Origin of the sequence: Cystobacter fuscus (genome assembly GCF_002305875.1) — a bacterium.
In the GTDB taxonomy this organism is placed as follows: Bacteria; Myxococcota; Myxococcia; order Myxococcales; family Myxococcaceae; genus Cystobacter; species Cystobacter fuscus_A.
Window position 1 is genome coordinate 9,100,104 of record NZ_CP022098.1, and the last position, 17,322, is coordinate 9,117,425.

At 69.5% G+C, this 17,322-nt stretch carries 15 protein-coding genes; 8 read left to right on the plus strand and 7 right to left on the minus strand.

Translation table 11 applies throughout. The features are described from left to right. The first annotated feature begins 26 nt into the window (after window positions 1-26). Window positions 27-1,202: an MFS transporter gene (locus tag CYFUS_RS36755; protein ID WP_095989444.1), complete on the plus strand. Its 1,176-nt coding sequence runs from the start codon at window positions 27-29 to the stop codon at window positions 1,200-1,202. 62 nt (window positions 1,203-1,264) lie between these two features. On the opposite strand, the gene CYFUS_RS36760 is transcribed toward CYFUS_RS36755, so the two are convergent. Further along, on the minus strand, window positions 1,265-3,460 hold the full coding sequence (locus CYFUS_RS36760; RefSeq protein WP_232537015.1) for a M4 family metallopeptidase: 2,196 nt from the start codon (window positions 3,458-3,460) through the stop codon (window positions 1,265-1,267). Window positions 3,461-3,908: 448 nt separating this feature from the next. Here CYFUS_RS36760 and CYFUS_RS36765 point away from each other — a divergent pair, with 448 nt between their 5' ends. Continuing rightward, window positions 3,909-5,702 carry an immunoglobulin-like domain-containing protein gene (locus CYFUS_RS36765; RefSeq protein WP_232537865.1) on the plus strand — a complete coding sequence of 598 codons (1,794 nt, stop codon included), beginning with the start codon at window positions 3,909-3,911 and terminating at the stop codon, window positions 5,700-5,702. Window positions 5,703-5,760: 58 nt separating this feature from the next. Here CYFUS_RS36765 and CYFUS_RS36770 read toward each other — a convergent pair whose 3' ends face one another. Beyond that, the gene (locus CYFUS_RS36770) at window positions 5,761-6,864 is read right to left on the minus strand and encodes an NADH:flavin oxidoreductase (RefSeq protein WP_095989447.1); all 1,104 of its coding nucleotides are present in this window, start codon (window positions 6,862-6,864) and stop codon (window positions 5,761-5,763) included. Window positions 6,865-7,026: 162 nt separating this feature from the next. On the opposite strand from CYFUS_RS36770, the gene CYFUS_RS51990 reads away from it, so the two are divergent. Then, complete coding sequence (locus tag CYFUS_RS51990) at window positions 7,027-7,164, plus strand: hypothetical protein (protein WP_198317012.1); 138 nt, start codon at window positions 7,027-7,029, stop codon at window positions 7,162-7,164. Window positions 7,165-7,167: 3 nt separating this feature from the next. Here the strand turns inward: CYFUS_RS51990 and CYFUS_RS36775 are convergent, their stop codons facing one another. Further along, the gene (locus CYFUS_RS36775) at window positions 7,168-10,479 is read right to left on the minus strand and encodes a PAS domain-containing protein (protein ID WP_095989448.1); all 3,312 of its coding nucleotides are present in this window, start codon (window positions 10,477-10,479) and stop codon (window positions 7,168-7,170) included. A gap of 87 nt (window positions 10,480-10,566) precedes the next feature. Next, entirely contained in the window at window positions 10,567-10,776 is a 210-nt protein-coding gene (locus CYFUS_RS36780) for a hypothetical protein (RefSeq protein WP_095989449.1), read from the minus strand. Window positions 10,777-10,898: 122 nt separating this feature from the next. On the opposite strand from CYFUS_RS36780, the gene CYFUS_RS36785 reads away from it, so the two are divergent. After that, window positions 10,899-11,885 (plus strand): hypothetical protein, encoded by a 987-nt coding sequence (locus CYFUS_RS36785; RefSeq protein ID WP_095989450.1) that lies wholly within the window; start codon window positions 10,899-10,901, stop codon window positions 11,883-11,885. 60 nt (window positions 11,886-11,945) lie between these two features. Next, complete coding sequence (locus CYFUS_RS36790) at window positions 11,946-12,845, plus strand: ATP adenylyltransferase family protein (protein WP_095989451.1); 900 nt, start codon at window positions 11,946-11,948, stop codon at window positions 12,843-12,845. Between the two features lie 15 nt (window positions 12,846-12,860). Here the strand turns inward: CYFUS_RS36790 and CYFUS_RS36795 are convergent, their stop codons facing one another. Both CYFUS_RS36795 and CYFUS_RS36800 read right to left on the minus strand, forming a co-directional pair. Next, window positions 12,861-13,952, minus strand: a complete 1,092-nt coding sequence (locus CYFUS_RS36795) for a hypothetical protein (protein WP_095989452.1) — start codon at window positions 13,950-13,952, stop codon at window positions 12,861-12,863. Between the two features lie 33 nt (window positions 13,953-13,985). After that, window positions 13,986-14,453 carry an MAPEG family protein gene (locus CYFUS_RS36800; RefSeq protein ID WP_095989453.1) on the minus strand — a complete coding sequence of 156 codons (468 nt, stop codon included), beginning with the start codon at window positions 14,451-14,453 and terminating at the stop codon, window positions 13,986-13,988. Window positions 14,454-14,554: 101 nt separating this feature from the next. On the opposite strand from CYFUS_RS36800, the gene rdgC reads away from it, so the two are divergent. From rdgC to CYFUS_RS36815, 3 genes are read left to right on the plus strand one after another with little or no spacing between them, the layout of a single operon-like run. After that, on the plus strand, window positions 14,555-15,214 hold the full coding sequence (gene rdgC / locus CYFUS_RS36805; RefSeq protein ID WP_095992455.1) for a recombination-associated protein RdgC: 660 nt from the start codon (window positions 14,555-14,557) through the stop codon (window positions 15,212-15,214). Further along, window positions 15,201-15,893 (plus strand): hypothetical protein, encoded by a 693-nt coding sequence (locus CYFUS_RS36810; protein WP_095989454.1) that lies wholly within the window; start codon window positions 15,201-15,203, stop codon window positions 15,891-15,893. The genes rdgC and CYFUS_RS36810 overlap by 14 nt, the downstream gene beginning before the upstream one ends. A gap of 20 nt (window positions 15,894-15,913) precedes the next feature. Next, window positions 15,914-16,870: a hypothetical protein gene (locus tag CYFUS_RS36815; protein ID WP_095989455.1), complete on the plus strand. Its 957-nt coding sequence runs from the start codon at window positions 15,914-15,916 to the stop codon at window positions 16,868-16,870. Here CYFUS_RS36815 and CYFUS_RS36820 read toward each other — a convergent pair. Further along, complete coding sequence (locus CYFUS_RS36820) at window positions 16,838-17,317, minus strand: hypothetical protein (protein WP_095989456.1); 480 nt, start codon at window positions 17,315-17,317, stop codon at window positions 16,838-16,840. The genes CYFUS_RS36815 and CYFUS_RS36820 overlap by 33 nt on opposite strands. Between the last annotated feature and the right edge of the window lie 5 nt (window positions 17,318-17,322).

A 17,322-nucleotide genomic window follows, 5' to 3' on the forward strand; every position in this document is an offset into this window, starting at 1 on the left:
TTCTGGTGCCCGAGAGGAGGGCGCTCATGAGGGCCTCCCCACTCGAAGTCCCGGCGCGCGCCGAGCCCACCCCGGGCGAGGCCCGCGCCGCGGTCTCCACCGTCTTCTTCATCAATGGTTTCGTCTTCGCGAGCTGGGTGCCGCACATCCCCACGGTGCAGAACCGGCTGGGGTTGAGCACGAGCCTGCTGGGACTGGCGCTGTTGGGGGTGGCGGCGGGCGCGCTGGTGGCCATGCCCGTGACGGGAGCGCTGGTGTCGCGCTGGGGCAGCCGCTTCGTCACGCTCGTGAGCGCGCTGCTGCTGTGCGCCCTGGTGGTGTTGCCCGTGCGCGCGCTCGACTTCCCGTCCCTGGTGCTGGCGCTGGTGTCGCTCGGGGCCGCCAACGGCTCCATGGACGTGGCGATGAACGCCCACGCCGTCGCCGTGGAGCGCCGGGTGGGAAGAACCATCATGTCCTCGTTCCATGGCCTGTTCAGCCTGGGCGGCCTGGCGGGCGCGGGAGGCTCCGTGCTGCTGCTCTCCCGGGGGATGCCGCCCGAGACGCACCTGCTGGGAGTGGCGGCGTTCGGGGGCACGGCGGTGCTCGCCTGCGCGCGCTTCCTGCTGCCCGCCTCGGCGGATGGGACGGGGGCCGCGCATGCCTTCGCGCTGCCGCGGGGGCCGCTGCTCGTGTTCGGCGCAGCGGCCTTCGTGGTGATGATGGTGGAGGGAGCCATGGCGGACTGGAGCGCCGTCTACCTGCGCCAATCCCTGGGGGCCGAGGCGGGACTCGCGGGCGCGGGCTACGCGGGCTTCTCGCTGGCCATGGCGATGGGGCGGCTGACGGGGGACCGGCTCGTCAGCGGCCTGGGCCCGAGGGTGCTGCTCGGCGTGGGAGCCCTGCTGGCCGCCGGGGGACTCGGGGCCGCGCTGCTCTTGCACCACCCGGTGGCGGCCATCGTGGGGTTCGGGTGCGTGGGGCTCGGCCTGTCCAACCTCGTCCCCGTGCTGTTCAGCGCGGCGGGCCGGGTCTCCTCCATTCCCGCCGCGGTGGGCATCGCGGCGGTGTCCACGACGGGCTACGGCGGCTTCCTCGTGGGCCCTCCGCTCGTCGGACTGCTCGCGGACTGGACGCGCCTGCCCGTGGCCCTGGGACTGCTCGTGGTGCTCCTCGGCCTCATCGCCGCGGGGGCGCGCCGCGTGTTCCCGGACGGGGCCTGAAAACGAGAAGGGGGTGGGCCGTGAGACCCACCCCCCTCAGCGACTACCTCGAGCGCTTCGGATTACTCCTGGTGGAGGACCTCGAGCGTCACGTTCTCGAAGCCACCCTTCGCGCCGTACACCAGGATGTAGTAGTTGCCCGGGCGCACGTCGTTGAGGTTGCACGTCTCGTTGTTGTGGTCGTTCACGCCGCGGCAGTCGTACTCGAAGGTGTTGGGCGCCGAGCCGTGCTGCGCGTACAGGTCCACGTTGCCCGTGCCGCCGTGCAGGCGGATCTGCACGTGGTTGTTGCCACCGTTCCTGCGAGCGGGAACCGCGAGCTTGAAGATGCGCTCGGAGCCCGGCGTACCGGAGAGGCCTTCCACCTTCTGGCGGTTCTCGATGTTGGTGTAGCCACCCTTCCAGGTCACCGTCAGCGTGGCGCCGGAGTAGGCGCTGTAGCCGTTGAGCAGGACGTACCACTTGCCATTGCTCGGCGCGGCGAAGGTGCACGACTCGTTGTTGCCGGACTTGTAGGGACGGCAGTCGTACAGGCTGGTGGTGGGCGCGTTGGCGTAGCGCACGTACAGGTCCGCGTCGCCCGTGCCACCGGCCAGGGTGACCTGGAGGTCATACGCACCCTCGGGCACGTCGAAGTCGAAGTACTTCTTGGAGCCCTTCGCGCCCTCGACGTTGGCCGGCACGTTCTTCTCGATCGGCGACGTGGGCGGAGGAGGCACGGGCACGCCCACACCCACGGCCTTCCAGGCGTTGGAGACGGAGGCGATGGTGGCCGCGTCATAGCCGAGCTGCTGCGCGGCCTGCTCGGTGGCGACCTTGGCCTGCTCGAACGAGGTGCTCGCCGTCATGATGTCGGCGTTGGCCTTGTAGAAGATCTTCGCGGCCTTCTCGATGCCGATGCCCGTCACTTCCGTGGTCGTCTTGCCCCCGGGGTGCTTGCCACCCTGGCTCAGCAGGTAGAAGGCCAGGTTGGAGATGCCCGAGCTGTAGTGCACGTCCACGCCGGAGGAGTAGTCCGGGTAGTAGTCCAGCGAGTCACCGTCCTGGGTGGGGTTGGCCATGTAGCGCAGGCCGTCGCCGGGGATGGACGGCGTCCACACGTCGTCACCGACGATCCACGTGGCGGCGCTGACGACCTTGCCGTCCCGGTACCACTCGCACACGGCGCCGAAGATGTCGGACCAGGACTCGTTGAGACCACCGGACTCGCCCGAGTAGATGAGATCCGACTCGTACTCGGTCACGGCGTGGGTGAGCTCGTGCGCGGTGACGTCCAGCGAGTTGGCCAGGTTGCTGGCGTTGACGCCGTCACCGTCGCCGTAGACCATCTGGGTGCCGTTCCAGAAGGCGTTCACGTACTTCACCTGGTGGTGCACGGTGCTGATGAGCGTGGCGCCCGCGTTGTTGATGGAGTCGCGGCCGAACAGCTCGCTGTAGCACTTGTAGACGGTGCCCAGGTGGTCGTAGTTGGTGTTGACGACCGCGTCGGCCACGGGAGCCGCGCCCTCGATGCGCGTCAGGACACCCGGCAGGGTGCTCTTGGTCTGGCCGTCGTACATCTTGCGGTCCAGGGCCGTGTGCACGTGCGGGATGCGCTGGACGATGGAGCCATCCAGCGAGTTGATGAGCACCGAGTCGTCCACCGGCGTGCCGTCCGCCTGCGTCCCCGTCTGGCGGACCTCATAGACGAGCAGGAGCTTGTCGCCCGCGCGGTAGTAGAAGAGCTCCGGCTCGCCGGCGGCGGTGCGCGCGGACAGCGGGGCGTCACGGTCCTCGGCGGCCGCGATGGCGGCGGCCTCGGGAGCCACCACCGCCTTCTCCGGGCCCGTCAGGTCGCCGCGCACGTTGGTGTTGGCGGCGATGATCTTCCCGGCGCGCGCGTGCAGGCGCAGCTCGCCACCGTAGATGGCCCGCCCGTTGTGGCTGACCTGGTAGCGGTGGTGCTCATCACCCTGCGCGTCCTTGTAGGAGCGCGTGAGCCGCAGGTTGTCCGGGCTGATGCGGAACTGGGGCGCGATGGTCGCCAGGGCCGGAGCGAGGTCCGCGGCCAGCGAGGAGGCCGGGGCGGCGCCCAGGTCGCCCACGATGAACCGGGCCACTCCCGCCTCATCCTTGTCCACGACGTTGTTGCCAAGCGCCGACGCCAAAGTCTTGACACCCTCGGCCTTGGACCCCTCCAGGCCGCTGCCTTCGGTGCACGCGCTCATCAACAACGACAGGGCGGTGACTCCCACGACTCCGCGAATTCGATGACTCACTGAACTGCCTCCGGTCACTGGAACAATTGGGGAACGGGCATTTCCAGTGAGCTGTGTATAACTGCTTTTTACAAAATAGGGAACTTATTACGACATCATCGTTCATTATCATTTATCGAGAATGGAGAATTTTGACCGTTCGGTCAGGGTGCAACGGAGCTCGTGAAATCCGAGGGAGCCCCCTTTGACTCGAAGCGCATCTTTTGCTAGGCGCCGGGCCCATTGGCGAAGGCGGAAGGAAGGCCCCCGCGCGGTGTCTGTGTATGGCTTGAGCCGGGCGCCGCGCGTGGAATCTTCCGTGGGGAAGGAAGCCACCCGGAGGAGGGCCTCATGACGCGCCTGGCTGTCATTGAAGGCGGAGTCCAACACCGCACGCGGAGTGGGAAACGTATGTTAGGGTTTGTCCGCCCTACCCCAACATCGCCATCACAGGAGGTCCTTCCCCTTGGTGATTTCCAACCCTCGTCACCGCACGAGCTCCCGCCCGGGCGCTCGCGCGCGCTTCTCCTGGCATTCCCTGATGCGCTGCGCCCCGCTGCTGGGCGCGCTCGCCGCGTGTGGTCCGACGGACTCCGCCGCTCCCCGAGAGGAGCAAGGCATTGGCCAGACAGCCCGGGCACTCGAGTCCACGCTCCAGGCCTCGGCCGAAACGTCCGTGAGCACCACGACGCCCCCCTGGTCCGTCGACGCCCAGCCCACGGTGGCCGTGGGCAATGGCGTCTACCTCGTCGTCTGGGAGATGGAGGGCCACGACACTCCCGACATCCTCGCCGTGCGGGTGCGCGCCTCGGACGGCGCGCTGTTGGACTCCTCGCCCCTTCACATCGCCACGGGCAGCCAGGTCTCCTACCTGCCCTCGGTGGCCTTCGACGGAGCCAACTTCCTGGTGACCTGGACGGACCTCACCTCGAGCCCGGCCATCGTGGGAGCACGCGTGCGGGCCTCGGATGGCGCGCTGCTCGATACGGAGCCCCTGCGCATCAGCCCACCGGATTTCCTGCCCCAGTACTCACCGACCGTGACGTTCGACGGGACGAACTACCTGGTGTTCTGGCACGGCTACGCCTGGCTCGGCCAGGGCATCGCGGACCACAGGCTCCAGGGCATCCGGATCCGTCCCTCGGACGGCACGCGCATCGAGTCCGCCTCCTTCCACGTCGCCGTGAACGAGCCCGCCTTCCATGCCGCCTCGTGGGGAGGCGCGAGCCTGGTGGCGTGGGTCGACGGCGGGGTGAAGGCGGCCCGCGTCGACGCGGCGGGACAGGTGCTCGACACCACTCCCCTGAACCTCTCCCCGGCGTCCGCGACCCAGGTCCGGGTCGCCGCGCGGGCGGGCGAGTTCCTCGTGATCTTCAACGAGGGCTCATCCTTGAAGGCCCGGCGCGTGCGCGCCTCGGATGGGGCGCTGCTCGACGCCTCGGACATCCTCGTGGGCTCCGGAGCCGAGTTCCCCGCGGACACCGGCTGGAACAGCGCGTCCTTCAGCGCGACCTTCGATGGACAGGACTACCGGGTGCTCTGGCAGGCGTCCCGCGGCGGAGGTCGCCAGCTGCGCACCACGCGGGTGTCCTCCTCGGGGACGGTCGAAGCGGGCGCGGAGGATGGGCTCGCCACGCTCCATGGAGGCTCCGGGGATTGGGTGGGCATCGCCGCGCAGAGCCCCTCCCACTTCCTGGTGACCTATACTCAGTATGATTCGTCGGTGGAGAACAACCGCACCCGCTTCCGGCTCGTCGGCCCGAATGACTGCGCCCACGACGTGTCACCGCCGCTCGTGAGCTGTCCGGCCACGCGCCGGCTGGAATGCACCTACAGCGGCCAGACCACCGTGGACATGAGCGTCGACGACAACTGCGGAATCCAGTTCGTGAGCAATACGCCGCAATACTTCGGTCAACCGGGCACCTGGACCCACTCGGTCGGCGCCATCGACCTCGCCGGCAACCTGACGAGCTGTGACACGGTGTGGACGGTCGTCGATACGCGCCCGCCCCACCTGAGCCTCAACGGCTCGACGAGCCTCTCCCTGCCCTACAACACGCCCTACCAGGAGCCAGGGGCCACGGGTGGCGACGAGTGCGACGGTCCCTACATGGACACCTGGTCCTGGCCGAACCGGATTCAGGTCTCCGGCACGGTCAACTCCCAGGTACCGGGCACCTATCCCCTCACCTACCGCCTCACGGACGGCGCCGGCAACACGACCACCGCCACGCGCACCGTGACGGTCCTCGCGCCGTAGCCAGGCCTCCCCACGCGGGCGGCGGCGGGAGCGGACTTCCGCCCTCGCCGCCGCGGGCTCACACCAGCGTGGCGAGCGCTTCGCGATCGAAGGCGGCCAGCTCCGAGTCGCGGCCCTCGCGCACCTTGCGCGCCCACTGCGCGTCCGAGATGAGCGCGCGACCCACCGCCACCAGGTCGAACTCCTCCCGCTCCAGGCGCCGCAGCAGGTTGTCGATCGACGCGGGCTTGGAGCCCGCGCCCTTCATGAGGGTCTCGAGGAACTCGCCCGCCAGCCCCACCGAGCCCACGGTGATGGTGGGCCTGCCGGTGAGCTTCTTCGCCCAGCCGGCGAAGTTGAGGTCCGAGCCCTCGAACTCCGGCTCCCAGAAGCGGCGCTGGGAGCAGTGGAGGATGTCCACGCCCGCGTCGACGAGCGGCGTGAGCCACGCCTCCATCTCCTTGGGCGTCTGGGCGAGCTTCACGTTGAAGTCCTGCTGCTTCCACTGGGACAGGCGCAGGATGATGACGAAGTCCTCGCCCACCGCGGCGCGCATGGACTTCACCACGTCGACGGCGAAGCGGGTGCGCTCGGCGAGCGAGGCGCCGCCATAGACGTCGGTGCGCTCGTTCGTGCCCGCCCAGAAGAATTGATCGATGAGGTAGCCGTGGGCGCCGTGGATCTCCGCCACGTCGAAGCCCAGCCGCTTGGCGTCCGCGGCGGCCTTGCCGAAGGCGGCGATGGTGTCCGCGATGGCCGACTCCGTCATCGGCTCGGTGAAGCGCTTGCCGGGCGAGGACAGGCCCGAGGGGCTATCCACCGGAGGCGGAGCGGCCCACTTCACCTGGGGGTTGCGCGCCGAGCCCACGTGCCAGATCTGCGGACCCATGCGTCCACCGGCGGCATGCACCTCGTCGATGATGCGCTTCCAGCCGGCCAGCGCCTGCTCCCCGTGGAAGTCCGGCACGTTGGGATCGTTCTTGGCCGAGGGCCGGGCCACGACGGTGCCCTCGGACAGGATGAGGCCCACCTCGCCCTCGGCGCGGCGGCGGTAGTAGGTGGCGACCTCGGACGGCGGCACGCCATTGGGCGAGAAGGACCGGGTCATGGGCGCCATGACGATGCGGTTCTTGAGATGAAGGGACTTGTAGGAGAAGGGTCGGAACAGAGCATCTGCGGCCACGGGGAACGGACCTCCGGTTCAGCGGTGTTCGGGCGCGCCTTATAACGGCCTCCCCCTCCCCCCGCCGCACCCTCTCCGTTTTGGCGGACGAAAATCCGCGCAACCGGCGGACGGCTCCTTCCGACAATAAGGAAGGATTTCCTTACCGAACCGGTGTCCGCCATGAGCCACGCCTCCGCCGTCATCAACCTGGATGAGTTCCGCAAGCGCCGTGAGAGCAAGCCCGCCGCCGTGCGTCCCATGCCCACGCTGGGTGTCTGGTCGCCGGTGTGGGTGTGGGTGATGGTCTGGCCCGCGTGAAGCTCAGCGCTCCTCGGGGGGAGGAACGAGCGAGAGGATGACGGCAAGCAGCTCGGAGCGCTCGATGGGCTTGGGCACGTGGGCCTTGAAGCCGGCGAGCAACGCCCGGGTGCGATCCTCCGCGCGGGCGTAGGCGGTGAGCGCCACGGCGGGGATGCGGCCGCCCTCGGACGCGGGAAGGGCGCGCACCTTGCGGATGAAGGCATGGCCATCCTCGCCCGGCATGCCGATGTCGGAGATGAGCAGGTGGGGCCGCGTCTGGAGGAGCACGCTCAGGCCCTCGGCGGCCGAGGCCGCGGTCTCCACCCGCATGCGACACCCCTCGAGCAGCGTGCGCAGCAACTCGCGCGTGTCCGCCTCGTCGTCCACGAGCAGCACCCGCAGGCCCTCGAGCTGGGGCGGGCATCTCAGGTCGGGCTCGTCGCGCGAGCCCGTGGCGGAGGAGGCACCTGACTCCTTGCGCCGCACCACGGCCGTGGGCAGCCGCACCGTGAAGGTGGCGCCCCGGCCCTCGCCCTCGCTGAACGCATCGATCGTGCCGCCGTGGGCTTCCACCAGGTGCTTGACGATGGACAGGCCCAGGCCCAGGCCCCCGTACTTGCGCGCGACACTGCCCTCCGCCTGACGGAAGCGCTCGAAGACGTGCGGCAGGAAGTCCACCGGAATGCCCTTGCCGGAGTCCGCGACGACGATCTCCACCGAGGAGTCGCGCCGATCCACCAGCACCTGGACACGGCCCGCCTTGGGCGTGAACTTCACCGCGTTGGACAGCAGGTTCCAGACCACCTGCTGCAGCCGGGTGGGATCCCCCATGACGGTCGCGACGGAGTCGAGCACGGGCTGCAGGAGGATGCCCTTGGCCACCGCGGCCGGGCGGATGGACTCGAGCGCGGCTTCCACCACCGAGCTGAGATCGACGGACTCGACCTCCAGGACCAGCTTGCCGGACATGATGCGGCTGATGTCCAGCAGGTCCTCCACGAGCTGGGACTGGGCGTGGGCGTTGCGCTCCACCGTCTCCAGCGCGCGCGTGCGCCGCTCCTCGGGGAGCTGACCCGAGCGGAGGATCTGCACCCAGCCCAGGATGGCGGTGAGCGGCGTGCGCAGCTCGTGTGACACCGTGGCGATGAAGTCGTCCTTGAGCCGGTTGGCGTGCTCGGCCTCGGTGCGCGCGGCCTGCTCGCGCTCCAGCAGGGCCACGCGCTCGACCTCCAGCGCCTTGCGCTCGGTGATGTCCAGCACCGTGCCCGTGAAGCGCACGGGCCGTTGCAGGCCATCGAAGTACACCCGGCCCCGCGCGTCCAGCCAGCGCTCGGTCCCATCGGGCGCGCGCACGGTGCGGTACTCGGTGTGGAACACCCCTCCGCTCCGGAAATCCATGGCGCGCTGGACGACCTGGTCCACCCGCTCCCGGTCCTCCGGTTGAAGGCACGAGAGGAAGGTGGGGAAGTCCACCGGGGCGTCGGGTGGCAGACCGAAGAGCTGCTTGCAGCGGGCATCCCAGATGAGCGTCCCGGTGCGGGGATCCATGTCCCAGGTGCCCAACTGCGTGGCCTCGATCGCGATGCGAGCGCGCTCCTGGGCCTTCTGGGTCTCCAGGGCCAGACGCTCGTTCTCCAGGGCGCCGCTGGTGTACCGCGCCAGTTGCACGACCAGGGCCTCGTCATCGGCCGAGAAGTCGCCGCCATCCATCTTGTCCGAGAGCTGGATGAGGCCCAGGTTCTTCCCATCTCGTCCCACCAGGGGCACCGCGAGCCAGCCGCGCATGGGCGGATGTTCGCGATGATGGGCGCCGAAGCCACGCCAACGGGGATGGGCCTCCAGCTGCGCCTGGGTCATGCGGACCGGCTGGTTGCGCTGACATACCCAGGCGTAGATGCCACTGCCGTCCGGCTTCGCGGAGTACTCGCGCCAGGGCGCGTACTTCTCCGAGAGGGAGACCTCGGTGATGGCCTGACTCCAGTTCTGGTCCTCCGTGAGGGACACCACCGCCTGGTGCGACTCGACGAGCGCCCGGGCATGCAGGGTGAGGGCGTGCAGCATCCCCTCGCGCGACGAGGCACCGTGGATGGCTGCGGCGGCCTCCGCCAGGCCGAGGATCTGCCGCTCCCGGCGCTGCTCGAACCTGCGGGCCCGCGCGCTCTCGGCCTCGGCCGCGCGTTGGGCGGACATGTCCTCCATGGCGCCCACCATGCGCAGCGCCTTGCCCTGCTCATCCCGGGCCAGATAGCCCCGATCCACGATCTCGGCATGGCTGCCGTCGGCGCGCAGGAAACGGTACTCGCACAGCCAGCGCTCGGAGCTCGCCGACGCGATGAAGGCATGGATGTCACGCTCCACGCGCTCGCGGTCCTCCGGATGGATGTGCCCGAGCCACCATGCGCCGTCCGCGCCCACCTGCTCGGGCGCGTAGCCGAACAGGGTCCGCACCCCCTCGTTCCAGCCCACCGTGTCGTGCACCAGATCCCAATCCCAGATGGCCGCCTGGGTGGCCCGCGAGGCGAGCTCGTAACGCTCCTCGGAGCGCTTCAGGGCCGCTTGCAGGCGTTTCTTCCCGGTCACGTCCCGGAAGAAGACGATGATGCCGCCCGCCTCCTCGGGATAGGCCGTCACCTCGGTCCAGACATCCAGCGGCGGGTAGTACTCCTCGAACGCCACCGGGACGCGCTCGCGCATCACCCGGTGGTACTGGGACCAGTACTGCAGGGAGGGATCCCGGGAGAGCGGGAAGACATCCCAGAAAACGCGTCCCAGGGACTGCTCGCGAGGCGTCTGGCTCAAGCGCTCCTGGGAGCGGTTGACGCGGATCATCCGCCACTCGGAGTCCAGGATGAAGAAGGCATCCCCGTTCTCCACCGCGTCGAGCGTCAGCCGACCCTCGTGGAGGCGGAGCCGCTGGCTGGCCGTATAGCTGGACACGGCCTCGGCCACCGCCTGGCTCATGCTCTGGTTGAGGACGCGCTCCTCGTCCAGCGAGGGCACCAGGCCCGCCTGCTCGAAGAGATCATCGAGGATCTCCCGCAGCTCGCCATACTCCCGGACCACCGCCTCGAGATCGAAGCCGATCCGCAGCCGCTGCAGGCCGTGCTGGGCCCCCTGGTTCTTCACCGGACTGGACGAGTCGTAGTCGCGCGCCCGCTCCCGGCGCCCCTCGCGCAGATTGTGACTGAGGGCCGAGAGGAAATGGGGCATGTGATCTTCCAGCTCGGAGCGGCTGTGGGGCCGCGTGGCATGGAAGCGCGCGACATGCTCGAGCCAGCGCCGCATGATCTCCTCGCGCCGGGAATCCAGCAGCTCGGCGAGACGGCTCTCCAATGACTTCTCCTGTCGTGATGCGGAAAGACCGGCCCCCTCGTCCGGGGCCGGTCCACGGAACTCCCCTTGAGAGCGACCCCCCACGCGTCACGTCACGCTCACGCCTGGGTACCGGCCCGGCGTGTTCACGGGCTTGATGACGTGTGGATTGCCACCGAGCGAGGGGGTCTCCCCTGGACCCTCGTCCGGCTGCATCACCGGAGGAGCGTGATGGGGATGCTCTTCCTCCTCCGCCCCCGCGTCTCGGGAGGGGGGTGTAGGAGTCATGGGAATATGCAGGACGTCTTTCTTGCTCATGGCTGTACCTCCTACAGGTGGGTACCTCAACAATGAGGATGTCCCCGGCGGAAGACACCTGGCCCCTGGTTGCCCGCCTGCCCCGGTGACCACCTGCCCTTCATGAAGGCTATGGTGCCGGCATGAACGCCCAGCAACTCCTCACGCGGCTCCAGGACACCTCGCCCGACGGGCCCCTGGACCGCCTCGCCGCGCTCGTGGTGGAGCATGAGCTGACCCAGCCGCTCACCGCCCTGCTTCCGCCCTCCCTGCTGGCCCGCGCCGTCACCCAGGCACTCGAGGGCGCCCTGGCCTCGCCCACCGCGGAGCACGAGCTGGCCTCGGCCCTCCAGCACTTCCAGGAGCAGCTCTCCCAGGACAAGCACACCGTGCGCGAGGCCCTGCCACCCGAGCTGGCCAAGATGGCGGTGGAGCTGGCCTCGCGCCGCTACTCCCCGGATCGGGCGCTGGTGCTCGCGCTGTTGGATCGCCCGCCGGTCCGCACGCTGGTGGGGGCGCTGCTGCTCAACGTGCTCATCGAGTTCAGCCGCAAGGTGAGCGCGCCCGTGACGGAGAACCGCATCGCCAAGGGCTTCTCCGGCCTGGCGCGTCTCGCGGCCGAGCAGGCGCGCAACAGCGGAGCCCTGGGCGGCATCGCCGGGGCATTGTCGGACGAAATCGAGCGGCAGGTGGAGAAGCGGGCCCGCGACTTCGTCGACTCGGCCCTCTCGGGCATCTTCCAGCAGGTGGCCGACGCGCTGAGCAACCCCACCCGCCACGCGGAACACGCCGAGCTGCGCGTGGCGCTGCTCGATGGGGTGCTCGGCCTGAACCTGTCGCGGCTGGGACACGAGCTGGGCCAGGTGGACGTGCCCGGCGGCACGGCCGTGGCGCGCAAGGGAATTGCCCAGTGGCTCGCCTCGGGGCGGGCCCTCCCGGAGCTCGAGGCGTTCATCACCCGGGCGATGGAGCGGGATGGCCAGCGACCGGTGCGCGAGGTGCTGGGCGCGTTCGGCCTGCTCGACACCTTCCAGACGATGGGCCGGGAGTCGGTGCGCGGACGGTTGGGGCCCATCGTGGGCTCGACGCCCTTCGCCCGGTGGCTGGAAGAGGTGATGCGTGAGCCCTGAGCCCCACCGGGTGCGAACGGTTCGCCGCAAGCCCCGGAGGAGGCGGTAAGGTACGCCGTGATGAACACGCGCACCGCTCCCCCATCCCTGCTGCGGCCCGAGGACCTGTGGTCCCAGACGCTCGAAGCGACCCGGCATGGACTGGCCACCGGAGCCCTGCAACCCATCGCCACCGAGTGCCGCACCCTGAACCACCGGGGCGTCCCCTTCCAGGTGCGCATGCTCGGACGGGCGCACCTCAAGGACGAGCGCGCCAAACGCGAGCCGCCCCGCGCCACGCCCTTCAACCCCTTCGAGAATCCGGATCCGGACCTCGTGGTGGGCGGGCTGACGCCCACCCACGTGTGTCTGCTCAACAAGTTCAACGTCGTCGAGCACCACCTGCTCATCGTGACGCGCGTCTTCGAGGAGCAGGAGTCGTGGCTGACGGCCGCGGACTTCGAGGCGCTCGCGCTGTGCATGAGCGGGCTGGACGGGCTGGCCTTCTACAACTCCGGCGAGGCGGCGGGCGCGAGCCAGCGGCACAAGCACCTGCAGCTCATCCCCCCGCTGGGGCCCGACGGCCTGCGCGTCCCCATGGAGACGTGGCTGTCCGCGCCCCTGGCGCGCGGCGTGGTGACGACGGTGCCCGACCTGGGCTTCGGCCACGTGGCGACGGGGCTCGGGTCCTGGGAGGACGAGCCCGCGAAGGATGGGGCGCGCATGCTCGAGGCCTACCAGGCCCTCATGGCCGCGGCCGCCCTGGGCACCACGCCGCTGCCGCCCTACAACCTGCTGGCCACGCGCGACTGGATGCTGCTCGTGCCCCGCGCGTGCGCCGAGTCCCAGGGCATCAACGTCAACGCCATGGGCTTCGGCGGCTCGCTGCTCGTCAAGACGGAGCAGCAGCGCCAGCAGCTCGAGGCGCAGGGGCCCATGGAGCTGCTGCGACAGGTGACCCGGCCGATCGTGCTCGGGTGAGGCGCGGGAGGGGGCTCAAGCCGTCGTCAGGATGCGGTGGCGGTAGAGTTCCAGCAGGATGTCCTCGTGCAGGTCCGCCTGCTTCTCCTGGCGCAGCCGCTCGCGCACCTTCTCGACGGGCTCGAGACCGGTGAACTCCACGAGGAGCGCGTAGGCCATGCCGGGCAGCGCCACGGCGTCGTACTCGCTGTAGGCCCCGAGCGCGACGCTGCCGTCCGCGAGCCACTTCACCGTGGCCTCGGAGTTGAGCTTGAGCACCTTGGGCAGTTCGGGCGCGACGGCGTCCCGGTGACTCTTCTCCAGCACCTTGAGCTCGATGACGCCATCGAGCCCGAGCAGCTTGTCCACCTGCTCCGGCGTGAGCGCGCGCACCAGGTCGTAGCAGGCCCGGTAGAACTCCGCCTCGCGACCCTCCCACTTGCCCCACAGCGCGGTGTAGTCCTTGGCGGGCATGGGCCGATCGTCCAGCTCCTCCACGCTCGGCGCGTCCGTCAACTCCGGCTTGTCGCGGCCCGCGAGGATGTACTCGGGCAGCAACTGGAGCACGGCGTAGCGCGACAGTTGGATCTCCGCGAGCGTCAGGTACGTCTTGAGCGTCATCCAGAACTTGCGCCCATCCGCGCCCGCCACGTACTTGCAGAAGAACGTGGAGCACACGGCCTCGCGGTAGGGCCAGATGGTGCAGCCGCCCTGCTGCTCCTCGTAGTAGGGGCAGCGCATGGAGGCGGCGCGGCCGAAGAACTGGCGCGAGTTGCGGTAGAGCAGGTTGTAGCGCGCGGAGGCCTTCACCCACTGGGGCGTCACGCCCAGGCGGGTGCCCATCTTCTCCTCCATGCGCCGCCGGCCCTCGGCCAGCTCGGCGCGTCCGTCCGAGAGCAGCGCCCCGACGAGGAAGTTGGGCAGGCGGGGGTAGTAGGTGCAGCACTTGGTGTCCGGCCGGAACAGGCGGCTCACCCCATCCACGGACTCCACCGTGCCCGAGGCCGAGGAGGGACACATGGCGCACGAGTCACACGTGGCCTTGGTCTCCACGGGCACCTCCTTCCGGAAGAAGTCCGGAAGCAGATCCCGGTAGAGGACCGGCAGGCTGTCGAGCATGGGACGCATGAAGGGCAACTCCTCGGAGGGGGGCTGGGGGGCTCAGGCGAAGACGCGGATGAGGATGAGCACCATCACCGTGAGCATGGACAGCATGCCGAAGCCGAAGCTCACCGAGCGCCAGGGCTGCATGGACTTGAGGTAGGCGATGGAGTGCCCCACGCGCGCGGCGGTGAAGACGATGAGGGCGATCTTCAGGGCGAGCGACGGAGCGCCCAGCAACACCGCCACGAGGCCGAGGATGAGGAAGGCGGGGATGTTCTCCAGATCGTTGCGGTGGGCCCGGAGCACGCGCGCCACCTCGGGGGGCTCCACATCGGAGAGCTGGGCGCCGAAGCGGGCCGCGTCCTCGGAGTTGGTGGCCACCTTGAGCCGCGAGCGCACCACACCGGTGTAGATGCCCACGGCGATCATCTTGATGACGAGCAACACGGCACACAATGCGTAGAGCCGCAAGCCCGGCAGGGCGATCAACAAGGTGGGCGAGACTTCGAAGGGCAGGTCGTTCATCAGGCCTCCTCTACCAGCCGCGTCCGCGTTTGGACAGCCGGGAGGGCCATACGCCGGGTGGCTTGACGGCGGACCCCGGCTTGTCCAAGTTGCCGCCCCTCATGCCTGTCCTGAGTGGAGCAGTCACCTTCTCGCGCTTCCGGTCCGCACCGGCCGGAGACGCCCCATCCGACACGAAACGCTGGCTGTCCAAGGGCCTGAAGTCCGGGCACTTCGAGCCCATCGACTTGAAGAAGACCGAGGACGAACGGGCCGCGGGCTTCGTGGAGCTGGAGAACTCCGATGGCACGGACTTCTCCACGGGCAGCGTGCTCTATGGCGAGTACGCGCTGTTCGGCTACCGCGTGGACACCGTGAAGGTGCCCGCGCCGGTGCTCAAGGCGGAGCTGAGCAAGTGGGAGAAGGCCTTCGAGAAGGAGAACGGCCGGCCCCCCACCCGCGGCGAGAAGAGCGAGAACCGCGCTTCCATCAAGCACATGCTGCGCCAGCGCGCCGTGCCCTTCACCAAGGTGCACGACGTGAGCTGGAACCTGAAGACGAACCAGGTGCAGCTCTGGGCTTCCTCGCGCAAGACGGTGGAGGAGATCCTCTTCGCCATCGAGGAGTCCTTCGACGTGAAGCTCCAGCCACTCGTGCCCGTGTCGCTCGCGGCCGAGGCCGGCATCTCCGACGAGAACCTGGTCCCCACCCCGGAGCTCATCGGCATGGAGATTTCCCAGAGCGAGATCGAGAGCAACGAGGTGAGCCATGGCGACGCGTGAGCAGGCACGAATCGAAGCGGCGTTCATGCGGGGAGACACGGGCGTCGACGGGGGCGCCACCGAGGAGGAGACGCGGGACGAGGCCCAGGTCGAGCGCGACAAGGCCCGGGAACAGCTCCTGCGGGGCCGGGCCTATCTCGGCCGCGAGTTCCTCACCTGGCTGTTGTGGCGCTCGGAGTCGGGCGGCGCGCTCGTGGACTTCGAGGGCACGGGGCTGGAGGTGCTCTACATGGGCCGCTGCACGCTTCGCGGCGTCAACGGGGACGTGACGGAGATGATGGCCAAGGGCACGCTCGCGCCCTACTCCGAGAACGTGCGCCACTCGCTGGACCGCGGGCTGCTCGTGCACCAGGCCCGGCTGCGCTTCACCCACGGCGAGAAGGTGTACGAGGTGACGCTGGACGCGGAGTTCCTCGACATCCGCGCGGCGAAGCTGCCGGAGCTCATGACGGAGGAGGAGGATGATCAGCTGCTCGAGCGGCTCTACCTCACCGAGCAGCTCTCCGGCATGGTGGACGCGCTGGTGGTGGCCTTCATGCAGGTGCGCGCCAGCCGCAACTGGAGCAAGAAGATCGTCCCGGAGATGAAGAGCTGGATGAAGGGCGAGTCCGAGGAGCCCAAGGCCACCCAGGCGCCCAAGACCACCAAGGTCCAACTGGCCCGCGCCGCGCGCGGCTGAGGCCCCGGAGCGCATTCTCCGTGACGACGCCCGGCCCCGCCCGCCTCACCTTCTTCTGCGAGCTCGAGGCCGGGCCGCTCACGGCGCTCTTCGCCACCCCGTCCGTCATCGAGCACCTCCAGGCGCTGCGCGCCAGCGTGAGCCTCGGGGTGCTCGACCTGGGCCCCGAGCGCGCGGAGGTGGTGCGGCGGTTGAACGCGGCGGGCGTGCCCGTCATCGCCTGGCAGCTCCTGCCCAAGGACCAGGGCTACTGGTTCCACCAGGGCAACGCGGCCCAGGCCGCCGGGCGCTACGCGGACTGGCGCGCCTGGACGCTCACCGAGGGCCTCCTCTGGGACGGCGTGGGCCTGGACATCGAGCCGGACATCCGCGACCTGCGACGCGCGTTGGACAGCCGCTGGCGCCTGCTGCCGGCGCTCCTGCCCCGGCTCGCGCGGGGAGGGCTGCTGCGCGAGGCCCGGGCGAGCTACCACGCGCTGATGGAGCGCATCCGGGGCGATGGCTACCGGGTGGACAGCTACCAGTTGCCCTTCATCGTGGACGATCGCCAGGCGCGCTCCACGCTGCTGCAGCGGCTCACCGGGGTGCTCGACGTGGCCGCCGACCGCGAGGTGTTGATGCTCTACACGAGCTTCGTGCGCCCCCACGGCCCGGGGCTCCTGGAGAGCTATGGCCCCCAGGCGCGCGCCGTGGGCCTGGGCGTCACCGGGGGCGGCGTGGACGTGCCGGGCCTCATCGAGGTGCCGCCGCTGGACTGGGAGGAATTCTCGAGGGATTTGCGCCTGGTGCGACGGTGGACGGAGGACGTGCACGTCTTCAGCCTGGAGGGCTGCGTGCGCCAGGACTTCCTCGCCCGGCTGCGGGACTTCGACTGGACGGGGGAGGCACGGGGAGGGCCGACGCCCCGACGGCGCGTGGCCACGGCGCGCCGGGTGGTGGGCGGACTACTGAGGGCCAGTGCCTGGTTCCCGGGGTGAGGAACCGAAGTCGCCGAGGACGATCCGGGCGCGGCCGTCCATGGGCAGCGCGTGCTCCTCCACGGTGGGAAAGCCCTGCTCGCGCGCCAGGTCCGCCAGGTAGCGCCGCCAGGGGTTGTAGGGCATGCCGTTGTCCGAGCAGCACGGCACCACGGCGAAGGGCAGCCGGTGCCTGGCCGCGTACTCGATGATGATGCGCGTGGCCCCGTCCGGGTGCATGCCCACCAGCAGGTCGCACTCACACGGCTCGTCGAGCGTGAACATCCGCTGCTCGTAGCGCACGGGCAGGTGCTTGTGCCTCGAGTCGAACGTGGTGACGGTGCGGCCCAGCCGTGACAGGGCCTCGTTCAGACGGCCCTGTCCTCCGGCGATGTCGAAGATCCGCGGGGCGGGGAAGCGCTCGACGAGGAACCGGGCGAAGAGATCGAAACGGCGCTTGTCGGCCATGCGGT